The 16,071-nt window shown below is 72.3% G+C and carries 20 protein-coding genes; 8 read left to right on the top strand and 12 right to left on the bottom strand.

Translation table 11 applies throughout. From position 1 onward, the window contains the following. Positions 1-112: 112 nt before the first annotated feature. The 4 genes from ACZ34W_RS20865 to ACZ34W_RS20850 form a co-directional block, all read right to left on the bottom strand. A complete protein-coding gene (locus ACZ34W_RS20865) occupies positions 113-523 on the bottom strand; it encodes a VOC family protein (RefSeq protein ID WP_329485766.1) in 411 nt (136 codons plus the stop codon). A 153-nt stretch (positions 524-676) separates the two neighbouring features. Further along, on the bottom strand, positions 677-904 hold the full coding sequence (locus tag ACZ34W_RS20860) for a DUF6296 family protein (RefSeq protein WP_329485765.1): 228 nt from the start codon (positions 902-904) through the stop codon (positions 677-679). Continuing rightward, positions 901-1,035, bottom strand: a complete 135-nt coding sequence (locus ACZ34W_RS20855; RefSeq protein ID WP_465606070.1) for a hypothetical protein — start codon at positions 1,033-1,035, stop codon at positions 901-903. Before ACZ34W_RS20855 ends, ACZ34W_RS20860 begins: the two co-directional genes overlap by 4 nt. Beyond that, positions 1,032-1,568: an STAS domain-containing protein gene (locus tag ACZ34W_RS20850; protein ID WP_465606068.1), complete on the bottom strand. Its 537-nt coding sequence runs from the start codon at positions 1,566-1,568 to the stop codon at positions 1,032-1,034. The genes ACZ34W_RS20855 and ACZ34W_RS20850 overlap by 4 nt, the downstream gene beginning before the upstream one ends. 135 nt (positions 1,569-1,703) lie before the next feature. On the opposite strand from ACZ34W_RS20850, the gene ACZ34W_RS20845 reads away from it, so the two are divergent. Beyond that, positions 1,704-2,087: a helix-turn-helix domain-containing protein gene (locus ACZ34W_RS20845; protein WP_329485762.1), complete on the top strand. Its 384-nt coding sequence runs from the start codon at positions 1,704-1,706 to the stop codon at positions 2,085-2,087. A 95-nt stretch (positions 2,088-2,182) separates the two neighbouring features. Here the strand turns inward: ACZ34W_RS20845 and ACZ34W_RS20840 are convergent, their stop codons facing one another. The 4 genes from ACZ34W_RS20840 to ACZ34W_RS20825 all read right to left on the bottom strand — a co-directional run bounded on the left by ACZ34W_RS20840 (position 2,183) and on the right by ACZ34W_RS20825 (position 4,808). Continuing rightward, positions 2,183-2,755: a dihydrofolate reductase family protein gene (locus tag ACZ34W_RS20840; RefSeq protein WP_329485761.1), complete on the bottom strand. Its 573-nt coding sequence runs from the start codon at positions 2,753-2,755 to the stop codon at positions 2,183-2,185. Beyond that, positions 2,743-3,315 carry a GNAT family N-acetyltransferase gene (locus tag ACZ34W_RS20835; RefSeq protein WP_465606065.1) on the bottom strand — a complete coding sequence of 191 codons (573 nt, stop codon included), beginning with the start codon at positions 3,313-3,315 and terminating at the stop codon, positions 2,743-2,745. Before ACZ34W_RS20835 ends, ACZ34W_RS20840 begins: the two co-directional genes overlap by 13 nt. Positions 3,316-3,416: 101 nt before the next feature. Next, positions 3,417-4,262: an NAD(P)H-binding protein gene (locus ACZ34W_RS20830; RefSeq protein ID WP_465606063.1), complete on the bottom strand. Its 846-nt coding sequence runs from the start codon at positions 4,260-4,262 to the stop codon at positions 3,417-3,419. Positions 4,263-4,352: 90 nt separating this feature from the next. Beyond that, positions 4,353-4,808 carry a hypothetical protein gene (locus ACZ34W_RS20825; protein ID WP_465606061.1) on the bottom strand — a complete coding sequence of 152 codons (456 nt, stop codon included), beginning with the start codon at positions 4,806-4,808 and terminating at the stop codon, positions 4,353-4,355. A 423-nt stretch (positions 4,809-5,231) separates the two neighbouring features. On the opposite strand from ACZ34W_RS20825, the gene ACZ34W_RS20820 reads away from it, so the two are divergent. The 3 genes from ACZ34W_RS20820 (at position 5,232) to ACZ34W_RS20810 (ending at position 7,577) form a co-directional block, all read left to right on the top strand. After that, a complete protein-coding gene (locus ACZ34W_RS20820; RefSeq protein WP_329485756.1) occupies positions 5,232-5,711 on the top strand; it encodes a hypothetical protein in 480 nt (159 codons plus the stop codon). A gap of 351 nt (positions 5,712-6,062) precedes the next feature. Further along, positions 6,063-6,656 (top strand): DUF4291 domain-containing protein, encoded by a 594-nt coding sequence (locus ACZ34W_RS20815; protein WP_465606059.1) that lies wholly within the window; start codon positions 6,063-6,065, stop codon positions 6,654-6,656. Positions 6,657-7,256: 600 nt separating this feature from the next. Then, a complete protein-coding gene (locus tag ACZ34W_RS20810; protein ID WP_329485754.1) occupies positions 7,257-7,577 on the top strand; it encodes a hypothetical protein in 321 nt (106 codons plus the stop codon). 82 nt (positions 7,578-7,659) lie between these two features. Here ACZ34W_RS20810 and ACZ34W_RS20805 read toward each other — a convergent pair whose 3' ends face one another. Both ACZ34W_RS20805 and ACZ34W_RS20800 read right to left on the bottom strand, forming a co-directional pair. Beyond that, entirely contained in the window at positions 7,660-7,968 is a 309-nt protein-coding gene (locus tag ACZ34W_RS20805) for a hypothetical protein (RefSeq protein ID WP_329485753.1), read from the bottom strand. A 13-nt stretch (positions 7,969-7,981) separates the two neighbouring features. After that, complete coding sequence (locus ACZ34W_RS20800) at positions 7,982-9,676, bottom strand: sodium:solute symporter family protein (protein ID WP_465606056.1); 1,695 nt, start codon at positions 9,674-9,676, stop codon at positions 7,982-7,984. A 202-nt stretch (positions 9,677-9,878) separates the two neighbouring features. On the opposite strand from ACZ34W_RS20800, the gene ACZ34W_RS20795 reads away from it, so the two are divergent. Beyond that, complete coding sequence (locus tag ACZ34W_RS20795) at positions 9,879-10,394, top strand: DinB family protein (protein WP_329485751.1); 516 nt, start codon at positions 9,879-9,881, stop codon at positions 10,392-10,394. A 182-nt stretch (positions 10,395-10,576) separates the two neighbouring features. Here ACZ34W_RS20795 and ACZ34W_RS20790 read toward each other — a convergent pair whose 3' ends face one another. Next, complete coding sequence (locus ACZ34W_RS20790) at positions 10,577-12,025, bottom strand: condensation domain-containing protein (protein WP_465606054.1); 1,449 nt, start codon at positions 12,023-12,025, stop codon at positions 10,577-10,579. Positions 12,026-12,316: 291 nt separating this feature from the next. Here ACZ34W_RS20790 and ACZ34W_RS20785 point away from each other — a divergent pair, with 291 nt between their 5' ends. Together ACZ34W_RS20785 and ACZ34W_RS20780 are read left to right on the top strand one after the other, a co-directional pair. Then, entirely contained in the window at positions 12,317-12,985 is a 669-nt protein-coding gene (locus tag ACZ34W_RS20785) for a class I SAM-dependent methyltransferase (protein WP_465606052.1), read from the top strand. Positions 12,986-13,358: 373 nt separating this feature from the next. Then, complete coding sequence (locus ACZ34W_RS20780) at positions 13,359-14,351, top strand: ArsR/SmtB family transcription factor (RefSeq protein ID WP_465606049.1); 993 nt, start codon at positions 13,359-13,361, stop codon at positions 14,349-14,351. A gap of 47 nt (positions 14,352-14,398) precedes the next feature. Here ACZ34W_RS20780 and ACZ34W_RS20775 read toward each other — a convergent pair whose 3' ends face one another. Beyond that, positions 14,399-15,037: a DUF1345 domain-containing protein gene (locus tag ACZ34W_RS20775; RefSeq protein WP_359807514.1), complete on the bottom strand. Its 639-nt coding sequence runs from the start codon at positions 15,035-15,037 to the stop codon at positions 14,399-14,401. Positions 15,038-15,225: 188 nt separating this feature from the next. On the opposite strand from ACZ34W_RS20775, the gene ACZ34W_RS20770 reads away from it, so the two are divergent. Then, complete coding sequence (locus tag ACZ34W_RS20770) at positions 15,226-16,068, top strand: hypothetical protein (protein ID WP_465606047.1); 843 nt, start codon at positions 15,226-15,228, stop codon at positions 16,066-16,068. The last annotated feature ends 3 nt before the right edge of the window (positions 16,069-16,071 follow it).

The following is a 16,071-nucleotide window of genomic DNA, read 5'->3' as shown; positions in this document are numbered from 1 at the left end:
CCTCGTCAGGTCGGGGCCCGCGGTCAATGCCCTGGCCATGACCGCCGGCATCGGTTCGGGCCCGGTGGGGCCGGCGCCGGACCGCGCCGGCCCCACCGGGCCTTACGAAGGATCAGGCATCGCCCTTGCTCTGCCAGGTCGCCCGCTGGCGCAGCGAGATCCGGTTCCCGTCGGGATCCACGGCCTCGATCCGGATCCCGTACCCGTAGTCCTCCGGTTCGGGCTGGTCGAAGGTCACACCGCGCTCGCGGAGCACCTTGAAGTCCGCCCGCAGGTCGTCCGATTCGAGGAAGACCGGACCAGGCGTCGTGCCCGGCCGCAGCGCGGCCGGCTGCCCCGAGGCCGCGGCGTGCGGCCAGAGGATGATCTCCAACGGGCCGCCGGAGACACCTACGGTGAGGAAGCGCCCGTCAGGACCGGGGTAGTCGACGCGCTTCTCCAGGCCGAGCTGCTCCGTGTAGAACCTCAGCGCGCGGTCCTGGTCGGTGACATAGAGCGTTACGTACATGATGTTCGTCAGCACCGTGTGGTCCTTCCATCGGTCGGTCAGGCGGTCCGCCTCACTTCATCGACGGACCTCGCCGAGGGAACGTGACCGATGGACGGAGAAATCTTGACGGCCTGAGCGGGCCGGGCATCCGCGACGGCCCGGAGCGGGCCCCGCCGGTGGGGCGGATCAGGGCATCGGGACGGCTTCCAGGCAGGGGTGGGCAGTGCCGTAGCCGGTGGGCAGGACGAGGACTTCGGCGGTCGAGCCGTTGATCTGGAAGCGGAATCCGCCGGTGGTGTCCTCGTAGACGGGTTCGTGGGCCGGCCCGAGGCGGTCGGTGCGGTGCACGATGACGGTGCGTGTCGTGCCGTTCGGGCCGCGGACGGCGATGGCGTAGCGCGTGGCGTCCCTCACGGCGCACTGCCTCGCTGGTCGAAGCTGTCGTGCTGGTCGGCGAGGCCGGCGAGGCCGGGCCGTTCGGCGACGGCCGGGAGCCGGCGGACCGCGCCGCGGGCGCGGCCGGTGGCCGGGGCGGGGGTGGTCATGGCAGGTGCTTCCCCTCGAGGATGGAGCCGGGGGGCTCGGCCGGGGTGTCGTTGAGGAGGCCGGTGGTGCGGACGGGTTTGGTGTGGAGGCCGGTTTTGGCGTCGGCGGGGCGGGTGCCGCCGGGCGGTGTGGCCCCGTCGGGGTGGCCGTCGAGGGTGAACAGGGCGGTGGTCTCGGTGAGGGCCAGGAGCCGCTCCAGGCGGGGGCCCGGGTCGGTGATCGTGAGGCGGCGTTTGGCGCGCAGGGCGGTCAGTCGCAGGCGCAGGAGCATGTTGAGGCCGTAGCTGTCGCAGAACGTGACGGCGGAGGTGTCGAGGTCGAGGCCGGTGCCGCTCTGGTGGAGCAGTCGTTCCAGGGTCTCGCGCAGGCCGTCCGCGCTGTCCATGTCGATCTCCCCGGCCACCTGGACCAGGGTGCGGTGTGCTCCGGCGGTGACCGTGAGGTCCGGGCCGCCGGTCAGGCGCCGCGGTACGGACGGCGGCTGCACGGCGGAGCACCCTGCGGCGCCGGTAGCGGACGGATCTTCGGTCATGGCCGGGTCCTTGGGGAGGGAAGGGGCGGGCTGAGACCCTTCCAGCGTGGCCCGCAGCCACATTCACGTCAAGAGATACCCGAAATTCGATTCATGTGTAGCGAAATCTGAATCTTTCGTCTTACGGTAGAGGGCATGGCACTCGAGGAACCCACGGCGAGAACAAGCTGGACGTTCGTGACCAACCACGCCCGCGTGCTGGCCGCGATCGCCCGCGACCCCGGCATCCGGCTGCGGGACATCGCCGTGGAGGTCCAGCTGACCGAGCGCGCCGTCCAGGCGATCGTGACCGACCTCGACCAGGGCGGCTACCTCACCCGCGACCGCGCCGGGCGGCGCACCCACTACAGCATCGCCTCCGGCACCCTGCTCAGACACCCCGCCGAGGCCGGGCTCAGCATCAGCGCACTGCTCGACCTGCTCGCCCCCAACCGCAAGGACCGCGACCACGACGCCCCCACCGGCGACGGCGGTGCCCGCCGGGTGAACGGCACGTCGGCCAGCCGGCCCCACCCCTGACCGCGCCACGCTTCGTCCACGGGATCGGGTGGTCGCCACCCGGCCCGAACGGGGGCCGCGCGCCTCGGCCCGCGAGCCCCGGTACCTCCTGCTGCTCAACGCCTCGTCTCGTACCTGGTCATGACCACGCCGCCGGGGAACGTCCGCGTCTCCACCAGGTTCAGGTCCACCCAGCTGTCCAGCGCGGTGAAGAACGGTGTCCCGCCGCCCACCAGGACCGGATAGGTGGCGATCGCGTACTCGTCGATCAGCCCGGCGCGCATGGCCGCCCCGGCGAGCGTCGCGCCGCCGATGGTCATCGGGCCGCCGTCCTCGGCCTTGAGCCGGGTGATCTCGGCGATCGCGTCGCCGGTGACCAGGCGGGTGTTCCAGTCGACCTCCTCGGCCGTCATCGTCGAGGAGAACACCACCTTCGGTGTGTCCCGCCAGTTCCGCGCGAACGCGATCTCCCCCGGGGTGGCATCGGGCTGCTCGTCGCCGGTCGGCCAGTAGGAGCTCATCGTCTCCCACAGCTTGCGCCCGTACAGGGTCAGGCCACTCGCCCGCTCCTGGTCGAGCCACCACTGGAACAGCTCGTCGCTCGGCGGTCCGCTCCAGCCGATGTCGTCCCCGGCGGCGGTGACGTAGCCGTCCAGGGTCAGGTTCATGCCGTAGATCAGCTTCCGCATGGCCAGCCTTCCGTCGTGGGTGTCCGGCGTGGAGACCAGCGTGACGCGGGAAGCTCACCGGTGCGCGGTCCGACCCGCCGGTGTGGGCCGAGTCCGATCCAGCGTGGCCGGAGTCGCTCGGGCGGGCAGAGGCAGAACAGTTCGGGGTCCGCCTCGTCGAGGCCGTGGACCAGGCCGGCCGGGTGCCAGCCGAGCTGCTGCAACAGCAGCTGCATGGGATGGTTCGAGACGTTCGTCGAGGTGAACGGCTTCGGGGTGGAGCAGCGTGCTTCGACGGCCTGGAGAAGGCGGGCGCCGACGCCCCGTCGGCGTGCGCCCGGCGAGACCGTCACCATGGTCACGAAGCCCTGTTCGAAGAACGTGTACTCCAGAACGCCGTAGCCCAGGATGCCTGACGGATCTTCGGCCACGCTGACGGATCCCTGGTCCAACCACCGACGAATGCTCCGGGCCCGCGCTTCGTCGCCGGCGGCCGCGATCGCGTCGATGGCGACGAGGGCCGGCAAGTCCGTGGCGTCCGCGGCTCGCACCCGGATCCGGCAGGACATCTCGATGTTCACGCGGACCATCCAGGCAGTGCGACGAGGCCCCGGCGGCCGAGGATCGCCGGGACCTGGTGCTGGGTGAGGGGCGGCCGGTGTCCTGGACCCGGACGGCGAACCTAGCGGAACTCCTCCGCGTGCTCCTCCGCCCAGGTGCGGAACGTGCGCGCGGGAACTCCGGTGATCTCTTCCACGGTGGAGGTGATCACGTTCGATGCGGGCCGGGTCTCGGCGCTGGCCAACAGCGCCTCGACGAGTGCGGGTGGCCTGCCGTCAGCGAGCATCTGCCGTCGCGCGACCTCTACGGGGACTTCCTCGAACGCCACCGGGCGACCGATGGCCTCCCCGATCGCACGGACCTGCTCGGCCCTGCTCAGTACCTGCGGACCCGTCAGGACAAGCCTCGCGCCCACGTGCCCGTCACCGGTCAGGACAGGAACCGCCACAGCCGCGATGTCGCCCTCGTGGATCACCGCGGTAGCGGCGATACCGGGACCGCGAACGGTGCGCGTGGCGCGGACCTGCTCGCCCCACCCCCGCGCGTTGGACGCGATGGTGTTCGACCGCAGGAAAGTCCACTCCAGGCCGGATTCCTCGATCATGCGCTCCATGTCGGCGTGGAGCTGGTTGATCGGATCGGTCTGCCGCTCGGCCGCCTCGTCGACGCCCGACGACGAGAGATAGACGATGCGCCCGGTACGTCGTGCAAGCGCCTCCAGTACGGCGGGCGCGCCCTCGGTCGTCAGGAAGGGCCAGACCAGGAACACTGCGCTGGTCCCCTCCAGCGCCACATCGAGCGTGGCCGGCGCGGACAGGTCCCCGCTGACGACCTTCACTCCCTCCGGCAGCCCGGCCGTTTCGGGATCACGCGCCAGCGCCCGCACCCCGGCGCCCGCGGCCAGGAGCCGAGCAACGACGTGTCGGCCGACGTTGCCGGTCGCGCCCGTCACAAGAATCTCACTCATGATCAGCCCAGCCTCGGCCCTGCTCGGACTATTCCGTCTGCCGGGCCCCGGCGCTCGGGACTCTCCTCGCCGCTGTACGTCTTCCTCGCTTCAGCCGCAGTGCTTGGAGCTGTAGCCGGATGCCCCTTGACCTGCGAACTCGTTGTACATCAGCCCGCCGACGAAGTCGATGCAGGCCCCCTTGGCGTACGTGTAGACCGGGCCCGCGTAGCTGGAGTAGTTGCTCCCGGCGCCGTCCTGGATCCAGTCGCTCGTTCCGGAGCGTCGTATCGCGACCCGGATGTCGTGGTGACCGGTGACGGCCCCGTCCTTCCCGCGGGCGATCGCACAGTTGATCCCGTTTCCGCTGTTGTAGTAGATGTCGATGAAGCCGACCACCACGCTCGTTTGGGCGTTGTCCGTGATGTCCCAGCTCTGCTTGAAGTCGTACGCGCTCCCGCACTTGTTGACCCGGGGGTAGGCGTGGGCCGCGCCGCCGGAGAGGCCCACGAAGCCTCCGGCGAGGACCGTGGCCGCGAGGACCGTCGCGAGGTGCTTCTTGAGCATGGCGAGCTCCTTCGAGTGCGGTGGGTGTCCAGGGCCGGGACGGGACTGCCGGGGGACCGTCTCCGTGCCGGAAGCCCCGGGGTGTCCCGTCGCGGGCCTCGACACGTTGGCCGATGGCCTGGTGAAGCCCACAGTGCAGGAATGTCCGATTGTCCATCCACCGGGCTCGGCTGCGGCCCAGGTGACCAGCGGACAACCCGGGTTGGCCGCTGACACGGCACGGCTCGGCACAAGGTAGGCCGTCCACCCAGGGCATCGTCGTCCCCGGCCGCTGAAGTACCGCGCGCACCCCACCAGGACGGCCCCGGGGCCGTCCCGGATCCGGTCCCTCCCGTCGCGCGGAAGGCTCCCGTGTGGCCGGCCCCGGACGTTCGCAGCGAAAGCCACTGGTGCCGGCCCAGCGGTTTGGACAAGCTGGGGCGCATGGACTGGACGCCTCTGCTCTCCACACTGACCGGTGCCGTCATCGGCATCGCCGCCACGCTGATCGCCGACCGCAACCGGTGGCGGCGGGAGGAGGCCAGGCATGCGCTGGACGTGCGGCGCGAGGTCTACACGGAGTACGTCTCCGCGCTCAAGGCCGCGGGTGAGGAGATCCGGGCCGTCGCCCTGGGCGACCACATGTCAGATTCGGCCCGCGACGCGGCGGTGCGGGAGGCGGTGCGGCGCACCGGCATCTACACGGCGAGCGAACGCCTGTGGCTCGTGGGCCCGTCGCCGGTCGTGGAGGCCGGGAACGAGGCGTTCCACTGCCTGCGGGCGATCCGCGACGCCTACGCCCGGGGAGCGGCGGTCGGCTCGGCCGACGACGCGCCCCTGATAGCGCGGCGACGCGAGGCCATGGCGCGGATGCGTCGCCTCATGCGTGAGGACCTGGGCGTCGGCCCCCTTGGAATCGAGTGATATCGAGTGACATCGAGTGAGGTGGCAGAGCCCCGCGGGTCGACCCGGGCCGACCCGTACCGGCCTGCGAGTGCCACCGGTCAGTGGCGCCAGGCCCGGCGTTCTGCGGCGCGGGGGTCGGCTTCGTCGCCCGCGAGGTCTACCGCGCACTGACCAGCACTCCAACCTCACGAATCACCCAACCCGACCTTGCTCCTGCGGCTTGACGTCTATAGGAGCATCCGGAGGAGCGGGGGGACGGCACCGCCCGAGCCCGGCCCGAGAGGCCTGGTCGCGCTCAGCGCTCAACCAGCGCCGTTCGACGGGGTAATTCGATGGCGCCGAGCGCGTCTACCGTCGACTCTGGTCACCGTGTCAGAACCCAAGCACCAGATCCGCGCCAGCTACACGGACACGACAGTGACGGTCTACCAGGCGTACGCGCCGGAGATCGGCCTGCCCGCCGCACTGGACGGTCGCTTTCCCGCAGCCTGGCGGCGGGACCGGATGACGTGGATCAAGCCTTCGTTCCTCTGGATGATGTATCGCTGCGGATGGGCGGGCAAGGAGGGCCAGGAGACCGTGCTGGCGGTCGAGATCACCCGCGAGGGCTTCGAATGGGCCCTGGAGAACGCCTGCCTGGCCCACTACCAACCCGGACTGCATCCCGACCGCGGCGACTGGAAGCGCCGGCTGAAGCGAGCCCCGGCCCGGGTGCAGTGGGACCCCGAACGCGATCTGCACCTGCGGCCGCTCGCTCACCGGTCCCTGCAACTCGGCCTCACGGGCGAGGCCGCTGAGCGCTACGCGGAGGAGTGGATCGTTTCGATCCGCGACGTCACCGCGCTCGCGCAGGCGATCCACGCCCACGTGAGGGACGGAGCACTGGACGCCGCCCGGCAGTCGCTCCCCGCGGAACGCCCCTACCCGGCGGGCGACGTGCTCACGGCCCATCTGCGCGACTGAGCCGACCCGACCACCCGGGCCGCAGGCTGCTCGCCCCGGCACGGCGTCTACTGTCGGCGAGGTGTCCCGGCCTGCCGACCGGATCCCCCGATGGCAGTGGCGCCCCTCGGCCAGAGGGCGGATTCAAGCCGCCGACGCCGGGGGTCGGTCGGTCCGCTCGGACAGGTGGAGGGCTGAGCGCGGCGATGTTCCGACCCCCGCGTGGAGCCCGCACTGGGTGAGGCCGGTGAGCTCCCTGCGGAACTCGCTGAGCGTGGACCGGGTGGGCCGCACCAGGATCCGATGGCGGGCGAAGCGCTCCCCGGCGGGTTCCGAGCCGGTGAACGGACCACTGCGGCGAGCCGCCCCGCACGCGAACATTTCCGTCCGGTAGGTCTTGACGCCCTTCCGCAATCGGCGTTTCATGTTGTTCATAAGTGTTTGAACCTGTTGAAACATGATGGAGCACACCCCGCTCTCCTCCCGGTACCGAACACGGCACCGCCCCCACCCGCATCGCCCCCACAGCGCCGCCGGTCCGAAACGCCGCTCGGCGACGGAATCCGCCACCCGGAAGAAGACAGCACGGCTTCCGCAGGCGCGTCACACCCGGAGAGAGCCATGTTCGCATCCGTCTTCGCCCCGCCATCGGAGTCCGCCCCGGTGCCGGCGGCGTCCTGCACCGCCCGGGGCGCGGGTCAGGTCGCCGCCTGGAGCGGGCGCAGCAGCAGCCCCTGGTGCGTCACCGTCCCGGTGACCTTCCCCGACGGCCGGGCCGGCACCCAGACCTTCGTCGAGTGGGCCGACAGCAGCGGCCAGGCGCGGGAGGCGGCACTCCTCAGGGCCGACACCCCGGACGCCCTGCGGCGCCGTCGCAACGCCGTGATCCTCCCGGTCGGCCGGGTGACCGTGGAACCCTGGCAGCGCCCGGCCTGGTGGTGACACCGCCGCCCGGTGGTGGCACCGCCGCCGGAGGACGGGCGTCCGCCCCGGCCGGCCGCTCCACCCCGTACCCGCGGCGGCCCTACTGCTCCGGCCCCGTGGTGCCCGTCGTGGAGCCCGTCGGCTCCGCCGCTCCCGGCGGCAGCCGGACCGGCCGCAGCCTCGCCCAGCCGGCGAAGAGCGCCGCCCCGACCAGCATGCCGACGCCCACCCAGAGGTTCACGTTCGCGCCGCCCGCCCGGTCGAGGTCGGCCTGCGAGGTGGCGGTGGCGCCCAGCACGGTCAGCACCGTGCCGTAGACGCAGAAGAGCAGCGCGAGGATCAGGCGCAGGTCGAAGATCCCGGCCTTCACGGCCGCCGGCCCGGCCGCCCCCGTCGTCGGATCCGTCATGTCCTCGCTCCTCTCACCAGAAGATCACGTTGAGTACGGTGGCGAGCAGCAGGGCCCCGGCCCCGAGCAGCGCGGGGCTGCGGTACCAGCCCGCGTCCTCGGCGGTGTCGCCCTCCTTGATCCGGTCCCTGGGCGTCAGCGACCAGACCAGGCCGACCAGTTCGCTGTCGGGCTTGGGCCGGGTGGCCAGCGAGACCGCGACGCTGACCGCGATGTCCAGGACGAAGGCGGCGCTCGCCGCGACGAAGCTTGGCCCCTGACCCGCCAGGTGCAGCACGTCGTGGCGGACGAGCTGGTCCACCGTCACGGCGGCCGCCGTTCCGACGATCAGCCCGATCCCGCCCGCGAGCGGCGTCGTCCGCTTCCAGAACATCCCCAGGATGAACGTGGCGAACAGCGGGGCGTTGAAGAACGAGAACAGCGTCTGGAGGTAGTCCATGATGTTGTTGTAGCCACTGGCGATGAACGCGGTGCCGACCGCGATCGCGCAGCCGAGCACGGTGACCGTCCGGCCCACCCGCAGGTAGTACGCGTCCGACCGGCCCCTGACCACGTACGCCTGCCAGAGGTCGTAGGTGAACACCGTGTTGAACGAGCTCACGTTGGCCGCCATGCCCGCCATGAAGGCCGCCAGCAGCCCGGTGATCGCCACCCCCAGCATGCCGTTGGGCAGCAGGTCGCGGATGAGCAGTTCGATCGCGTTGTTGTACGTGACGCCCTCGGTCGACGTGCCGCCCGCCGCCTTGTACCGCGCCAGCTCCGGCGAGAGGACCGCGGCCAGCATCCCCGGGATCACGATGACCAGCGCGATCAGCGCCTTCGGGTACGCGCCGATCAGCGGCGTGCGCCGGGCCGCCGACATGTTCCTCGCCGCCAGCGCGCGCTGCACCTCCGCGAAGTTCGTCGTCCAGTAGCCGAACGACAGCACGAACCCGAGGCCGAACACGATGCCCAGCACGGACAGCGTGGCGTTGGCGATCCCGGTCAGGTTGCTGGCCGGCCAGGCGTTCAACTGCTCCGCCGCGTCGGCGTTCACCGCCCGGATCCGGTCGCTCAGCCCGTCCCAGCCGCCCACCCGGTGCAGCCCTACCAGGGTGATCGGCACCAGCATGGCGACGATCAGGAAGAACTGCATCACCTCGTTGTACACCGCGGCCGAGAGCCCGCCCAGGGTCGTGTACGCCAGCACGATCAGCGCCGCCACCAGGACGGAGGACCACAGCGGCCAGCCCAGCAGGGCGTTGACCACCGTGCTGAGCGCGTACAGGTTGACCCCGGCGATCAGCACCTGGGCGAGCGCGAAGCTGAGCGCGTTCACCAGGTGCGCGAAGCGGCCGAACCGCAACCGCAGGAACTCCGGGACGCTGCGCACCTTGGACCCGTAGTAGAACGGCATCATGACCAGGCCGAGGAAGACCATGGCCGGGATCGCGCCGATCCAGTAGTAGTGCACGGTCGGGATGCCGAACTGCGCGCCGTTGGCGGTCATCCCGAAGATCTCCACCGCCCCGAGGTTGGCCGAGATGAACGCCAGGCCGGTGATCCAGGCGGGCAGCGACCGGCCGGCCAGGAAGAAGTCCAGACTGGAGGAGACCGACCTGCGGGCGAGCGAGCCGATACCCAGCACCAGGGCGAAGTAGACGGCGAGCAGGACGTAGTCGACCGGCTCGGCATCCAGCCGGAGGCTTGCCTCGGCAAGGGAGTTCACTGCTGCCTCGATCCGTTACGGGAGCTTCTCCGCTTCCGGACTTCTAGCATCGGCGCGCCCGCCCGCCACCCCGCGTCACCCGCCCGTGGGCGAGTCGCTCGACCGACCGGCCGACACCGACCGGCCGGCGCCGGCCGTTCGACGCCGGCCGTCCGGAAAACCAGGTGCCAGGGCCCCGGGCAGGCCGGTAGCCTGCGCCGATATGACACCCGAACTGGAACGCCCCCCACTTCAGGCCGACGAACGTACCGCGCTCATCGGCTGGTTGGACCTGCAGCGGCAGATCCTTCGCTGGAAGTGCGAGGGGCTGACGGAGGAGGACGCTCGTCGCTCCGTCCTCCCGAGCTCACCGGCCATGACGATGGCCGGCCTCATCACCCATATGCGCTGGACCGAGCACACCTGGCTGGAGGTCCTGTTCCTCGGCGGCGACGAGAAGCAGAACCCGTCGTTCGCCGAGTCGGGCGAGGACGCCGACTGGCAGCCCGGCGACCGCTCCCTGGCCGAGCTGCTCGCGGAGTACGAGGCCCAGTGCGCCCGGAGCAACGAGATCGTCGCCGCGGCCTCCCTGGACGACGTCGGCCGTCACTCCGGCTTCCGCTCCGGTGGCGCCAACCTCCGCTGGATGCTGATCCACCTCGTCGAGGAGACCGGGCGCCACGCCGGCCACGCCGACATCGTCCGGGAGCTCCTCGACGGCACCAAGGGCTATTACTGACCCGGGCGATGCCCCGCGATGGACCAGCCGTCCAACCGTCCGATCCGGCCGATCTCGTCCACCGGAATCGGGTGAACGCGAGGACCGCCGGTCGGGGCCGGCCCCCAACGCGGCCGCCGCCTCGTCACTCAGGCCGCCCCCATCACTCAGGCCGCTCAGGCAACTCGGGCAACTCGGGCCACTCAGGCCGGCAGGGGAGCGAGGGCGTCCACCACTGCGTGCTTCCTCCCCGGCACGAGGTCGCCGCCGTCCTCGGCGACCCGTACGACGGTGTCGCGCAGCGCGTCCGCGTAGGCGCGCAGGGACTGGGCGGCGACGGTGGTGTCGGGGTGGCGGCAGGCGAGGTGCAGACCCTCGTGGAGTCGGGTGATCCAGACGCAGGCCTGGTCGCCGTGGGAGACCCGGACCGTCGCGCAGGCGTTCTGCTCGGTCCAGCGCTCGGCTCCGGGGACGGCCCTGGCGTCGACGAACGACATGAGCGAGTGCAGGTCGGGCGAGGTCGGACGGAAGTCCGAGCCGAGCAGGTGCAGGATCCGGGCCAGCGGGGTGCGGGCGAGCCGGCGGTTCGCGTGCAGCTCGGAGCGTGCCATCGCCAGCGCGCTCCGGAAGTCGGGGGCGTCGGCCGCGGGGATCTCGATGGGTACGACGCCGACGTACCAGCCCAGCGAGTCCTGCCACTGGGAGGCCGCCCTGGTGTGGAACGGCACCACCGTCCGGTACACGTCGTGCCCGCCGAGGTCCCGGGCGATCAGCGCGCTGGCGGCCAGGATGCCGGCCAGCGTGCCCCCGAAGGGGCGGCAGTACCGTTCGAACCCGGCGGCGTGCTCCTCGCCCACCAGCATCTCGGTCATCAGCCGTTGGGCGGGCATCGGCTCCTCCGGCTCCAGGCCGAGGTCGAGCGGGAACCTCGGCAGCCGGTCGTCGCAGCCGGCGATGAACTCCCGCCAGCGGGCGACCGCCGAGTGGATCTCGTCGACCTGCTCCGCGTGCGCGCATTCGAGTTCGCAGAAGTCGAGGTAGCTTCCTACCTCGACCGCTCGCGGTTCGCCGCCGCCCCGGCGGGTGTCGTAGAGCTCGTGGACCTCGGCGGGGATGCGGAACAGCGAGTACGCGTCCACGTTGCTGTGGTCGAAGGCGAGGTAGACGTCCGTGCCGTCCTCGCGCAGGACGGCCGCGTAGATGTAGTTCGGCCATTCGAGCGCGTTCGTCGCGGCGTCGAAACGGTTCTGCAGGTAGGTGACCAGCTCCTCCGCCCGGTCGAACACCCCTGCCTCGTGCCGGTGCAGGGCCACCGAACCGGCGCCGATCGTGAACCGGCGGACGCCCTCGGTGCGGCGGCGGAATCCGCTGCGCAGCGTCTCGTGGCGCAGGGTCCAGTCGAGCAGGGTGGCCTCCAGCACGGCCGGGTCCGCCGGGCCGGGCAGGCTGAACCGGGTGCCGATCCAGGTCGGCATGGTCAGGCCGTTGTCGCGTACGGTCCGCGCGGTGCGCAGGTGCGACTGCTGGAGGTGGGAGAGCGGGCGGAGGTCGTCCGCCAGGTCCGTGGCGGCGTCGATGGTGGACGGGTGGAGGGTCCATTCCATGACACGCCCCGGACGGGCCTCGCAGCGGGCCAGGTCGGTGATACGCACAGGTGCTCCCTCTCTCGACTCGCGGTGCGCCGGCGGTCCCGGCGCACCGCCGCCACCCGTCGGCCCGTCCTCGCCACGGGCGTTCCGGCGTCACGTCCCGTACGCGTCTCGGCCGACGGGGTGTTGGTGACGGACCAATCAAGCAACGATCAACAGGCCGTCAGGGCACGCCCTGATGCCCGCCGGACCGGGTCACCGCGGCCGAGCCGGCAGGCTCGGTTCCCCGGGCAAGCGGCGACCACGGCCACAAGACCCCGGCGGCAGACCGTCGCACAGGCCTATCGTTGGCTGATGCGCGCTCACCCCATCGACCGACCGTCCGATCTCGACGTGGTCCGCGAGTCCTATGACCGCGTGGCCGACAACTACGCCCACATGGTGACGACCACCGGGATCGGCGACATCCGGACCCACCCGTGGCTCAAGGCGTCGATCGACGCCTTCGCCGACACCGTGAGCGGCCTCGGGCCCGTGCTCGACGTCGGCTGCGGGCCCGGAACGGTGACCGCCTACCTCGCCGAGCGCGGCCTCGACGTGTCCGGCGTCGATCTCTCCCCCCGCATGATCGAGAACGCGCGCCGCCTTCACCCGCAGTGCCGGTTCGGCGTCAGCTCTGCCACCGACCTGGACCTCGCCGACGCCTCCCACGGCGGCCTGCTCGGCTGGTGGTCACTGTTCAACCTCCCGCGTGACGTCCTTCCCCAGGTCCTCGCCATGTTCGCGCGCGCCCTGGTGCCGGGCGGACACTTCATCACCGCGACCCATGTCGGCGACGAGGACGCGCTGCGCACCGAGGCCTACGGAGGCGTCCCCGTCCGCTGGACGACCCACAAGTGGCGGCCCGAGCAGCTCACGCACCTGATCGAGCAGGCCGGACTGCGCCCGGTCGCCGAACTCCGGCTCCCCGCGGACGAGCACGTCGGACCGGGCGTGGTCATCATGGCCAAGCGGCCGGGCTGAGGATCGGGCACCGGACCAGGGCGTACCTGCCACCGGTCGACGCGGTGCGGCCCGGAGGCGTGGCGGTACGGGCCGGGGCCGTGGTGACGGAAGGGGCGACCGCCGCCCGAGTCCCCGGCCCGACGCCCCCGCCCACCTGGTCGCATCCAGGTCCACCCTGCCCGGCCGGACCTGGTCAGACCATGGTCATGTCCCGCGCCCCGCTGCCCGGCCGGACGATGTAGATGCCCGACCCGGGCGGCGTCTCCCGCGAGTCCTCCCGCAGGCGGTCGACGCTGGGAGGGCAGCGAGGGGGTCGGTTCGAGGGCGAGTTCGTCGATGCCCCGGGCCCCGTCGATTAGGCTCGGGCGGAGGGCGAGGGAGGGTGGGGCGGATGCAGTCGGGGCTGAGTTTCTCCGCGGCGGACCTGGCGCAGACGCGCTTCGCGGTGTCGCCGATGTGGGAGGTCGTCACCAGCTTCCGGCTGCTGCGGCGGGCGGACGAGCAGCCGTTGTACCGGCGGTGGGCCGAGCAGGTCCGGCCGCGGCTGGTGCGGGCGGGGCTCGACCGGGGGTGGCTGGCGGAGCTCGTGCCCGTCGACGGCTACCTCGCGGACTTCCTCAATCCGACTCCGGCCGGTCCGTTCCCCACGCTCGCCACCGAGCTGGAGGCGATCCGGCGGACCGCGCCCGAGCGGGTGCGGGTCGAGCTCGGGATGCTGGCCGCCGAGCGCGACGACGGGGCGCCTGCCCGGTTCGGGATCCTGTCCGAGGCTCCGGAGGAGGCGTTGGCGAAGGTCGCCGCGGAGGTCGAGGCCTACTGGGAGCTCGCCCTCGCGCCCTACTGGGAGCGGATCCGGCGGTTGCTCGAAGCCGATGTGTTCCACCGGGCGCGGCAGGTGGCGGAGCACGGCTCGGCCCACGTGCTCAACGAGCTGCACGACTCCGTCCGGTGGGACGACGGCACCCTGCGGCTGGTCCGCCGGCACTGCGCGCTGACCCGTGACCAGGTCGGTTCCGGGCTGCTCCTGGTGCCCTCCGCGTTCGCCTGGCCGAAGGTGCTGACCCGGTCGGTGGCGCCGGAGCCGCCGCAGCTCGCCTATCCGGCGCGCGGGATCGGCAACCTCTGGGAGCCCCGGGCCACCACCTCCCCGGACGCGGTGGCCGCCGTGCTGGGCCGCTCCCGCACGATGCTGCTGACCGAGCTCGACACGCCCGCGTCGACCACCCGGCTCGCCCAGCGGTCCGGCCTGTCCGCGGCCGGCGTCTCCCAGCACCTGACGGCCCTGCGCAACGCCGGCCTGGTGACCGCGCACCGCAGCGGCCGCTCCGTCCTCTACGCCCGCACCGCGCTCGCGGACGCCCTGCTGGCCCCGGCCGGGCACTGACCCGGCGGCCGTCCGAAGGGGTCCGGAGCGCCGGGCCGGGCGGCGGTTCAGCGGCCGGTGGCGATGTCGGCGACGAGGTTGATGGTGGTGGCCAGGATGCTGGCGCCGAAGACGTAGGACAGCAGGCAGTGCCGCAGCACGACCGCCCGCAGCCCGGTACTGGAGACGCTGGTGTCGGAGACCTGGTACGTCATGCCGAGGTTGTAGCTGAAGTACAGGAAGTCGCTGTACCGGGGCGGGACCTCGGTGTTGAAGTCGATCCCGCCGCCGGGGCTCCCGTAGTAGATGTACGCGTAGCGGGTGGCGTACATCAGGTGGAGCGCCGCCCAGGCCGTGAACACGCCGCAGAGCGCCGTCGCGGCCGCGGCCCGGCTCAGGTCGGAGCGGCTGGCCAGGAACAGCAGCACGATGCCGACCAGTCCGCACAGCGCGGCGGTGACGACGGCGAACTCCTCCAGGGCGGGCCGGAACTCCTCGCGCCGGACGTTGCGGCGGGTGGCGGCGGCGTCCATCGGCCACAGGACGATCCACCCCGCCACGACGAAGGCCGTCTCCGCTCCGGCGATGCCGGCGAGGACGCCCAGCGGCACGCCCGTCAGGACGGCGACGACCGTTCCGAGGGCCGCTCCGAGGATGGCCGAGCCGGCGAGCCGCGGGACGGCGGAGAGGACCAGCGAGTGGTTCATGGGGGCCTCAGGCGCTGACGGCGGGGGTCGGCGTCAGCGTATCCGCGGCCGGGCCCGGGCGCAGCCGGGCGCGGGAGCCCGGAGAACGGGCCCCGACCGGCGAAGGGGGAGGGGCGGGACGGAGCCGGGGAGGTCGGGGCTATGGTTCCTTGGCGGTCCACGGACACCGGGGTACGAGGGAGAGTGCTGTGAAGTTGGTCGGTCGCACGATGACGGTGGCTACGGCCGGGGTGCTGCTGGGGGTCCTGACGGCCTGCGGCTCCAGCGGTTCGAAGGCCTCGGGCGCCGGCGCCGCGGCGGCCGGCCGGGGCACGGCGACGGCCGGTGCCGGTGCGAGCGCGGAGGCGAGCGCGGGTGCGGGCACCGCGTCGCCGCAGGCCTCCACCGGCGGCGCGGGCGCCTCGCCCGGTGCGGCCGCCGGCGGCGCCCCGGCGCCCGGCGCGGCGCCGTCCGGCGGTACGGCCGCGCCCGGTGGCGGCCCGGCGGCCGGCGCCGTCCCGATGCCCGTCTGGAGCGACGCCGCGACGCCGCTGCTCGACTACCGGGCCGTCCTGCAGCTGATGCCGGACCAGGCCGCGATGACCGGCTGGGAGCAGGAGAAGCGGCGGGTCGACCTCACCGACCACTCCGCGGACTGCCAGAACCCCGCGGCCTGCAACGGCAAGCCGCTCAGCGGCGAGGCGAGGTTCAGCTCCGGCGACGTGGTCGCGCGCTTCCTCGTCGACACCCTGCCGACCAAGGCGGCCGCCCAGGACAAGCTCAAGGCGGCGTACGCGGCGTACGGCGACGCCACCCGCTACCACGCCGTGGAACTGCCCGCCATCGGCACCGAGAGCCGGGCCTGGCAGGGCGAGCCCGGCGGCCGGGACGGCATCGCCGTCGTGATGCGGGCCGGCACCGTGGTCGCCACCGTGACCACCGAGGACGGCCCGGTGGACACCGCGACGGCGCAGCGCCTCGCCGTCCTGCTGGCCAAGCGCATCGAGCAGGCCCAGGCGGGCCAGGCCGCGGACGCGGTGCTCGGCCGCTGACCG

This window comes from Kitasatospora sp. NPDC022856 (assembly GCF_055561235.1).
Note: the sequence above shows the minus strand (reverse complement) of the source record. Positions and strands in the feature narration are given on the sequence as shown.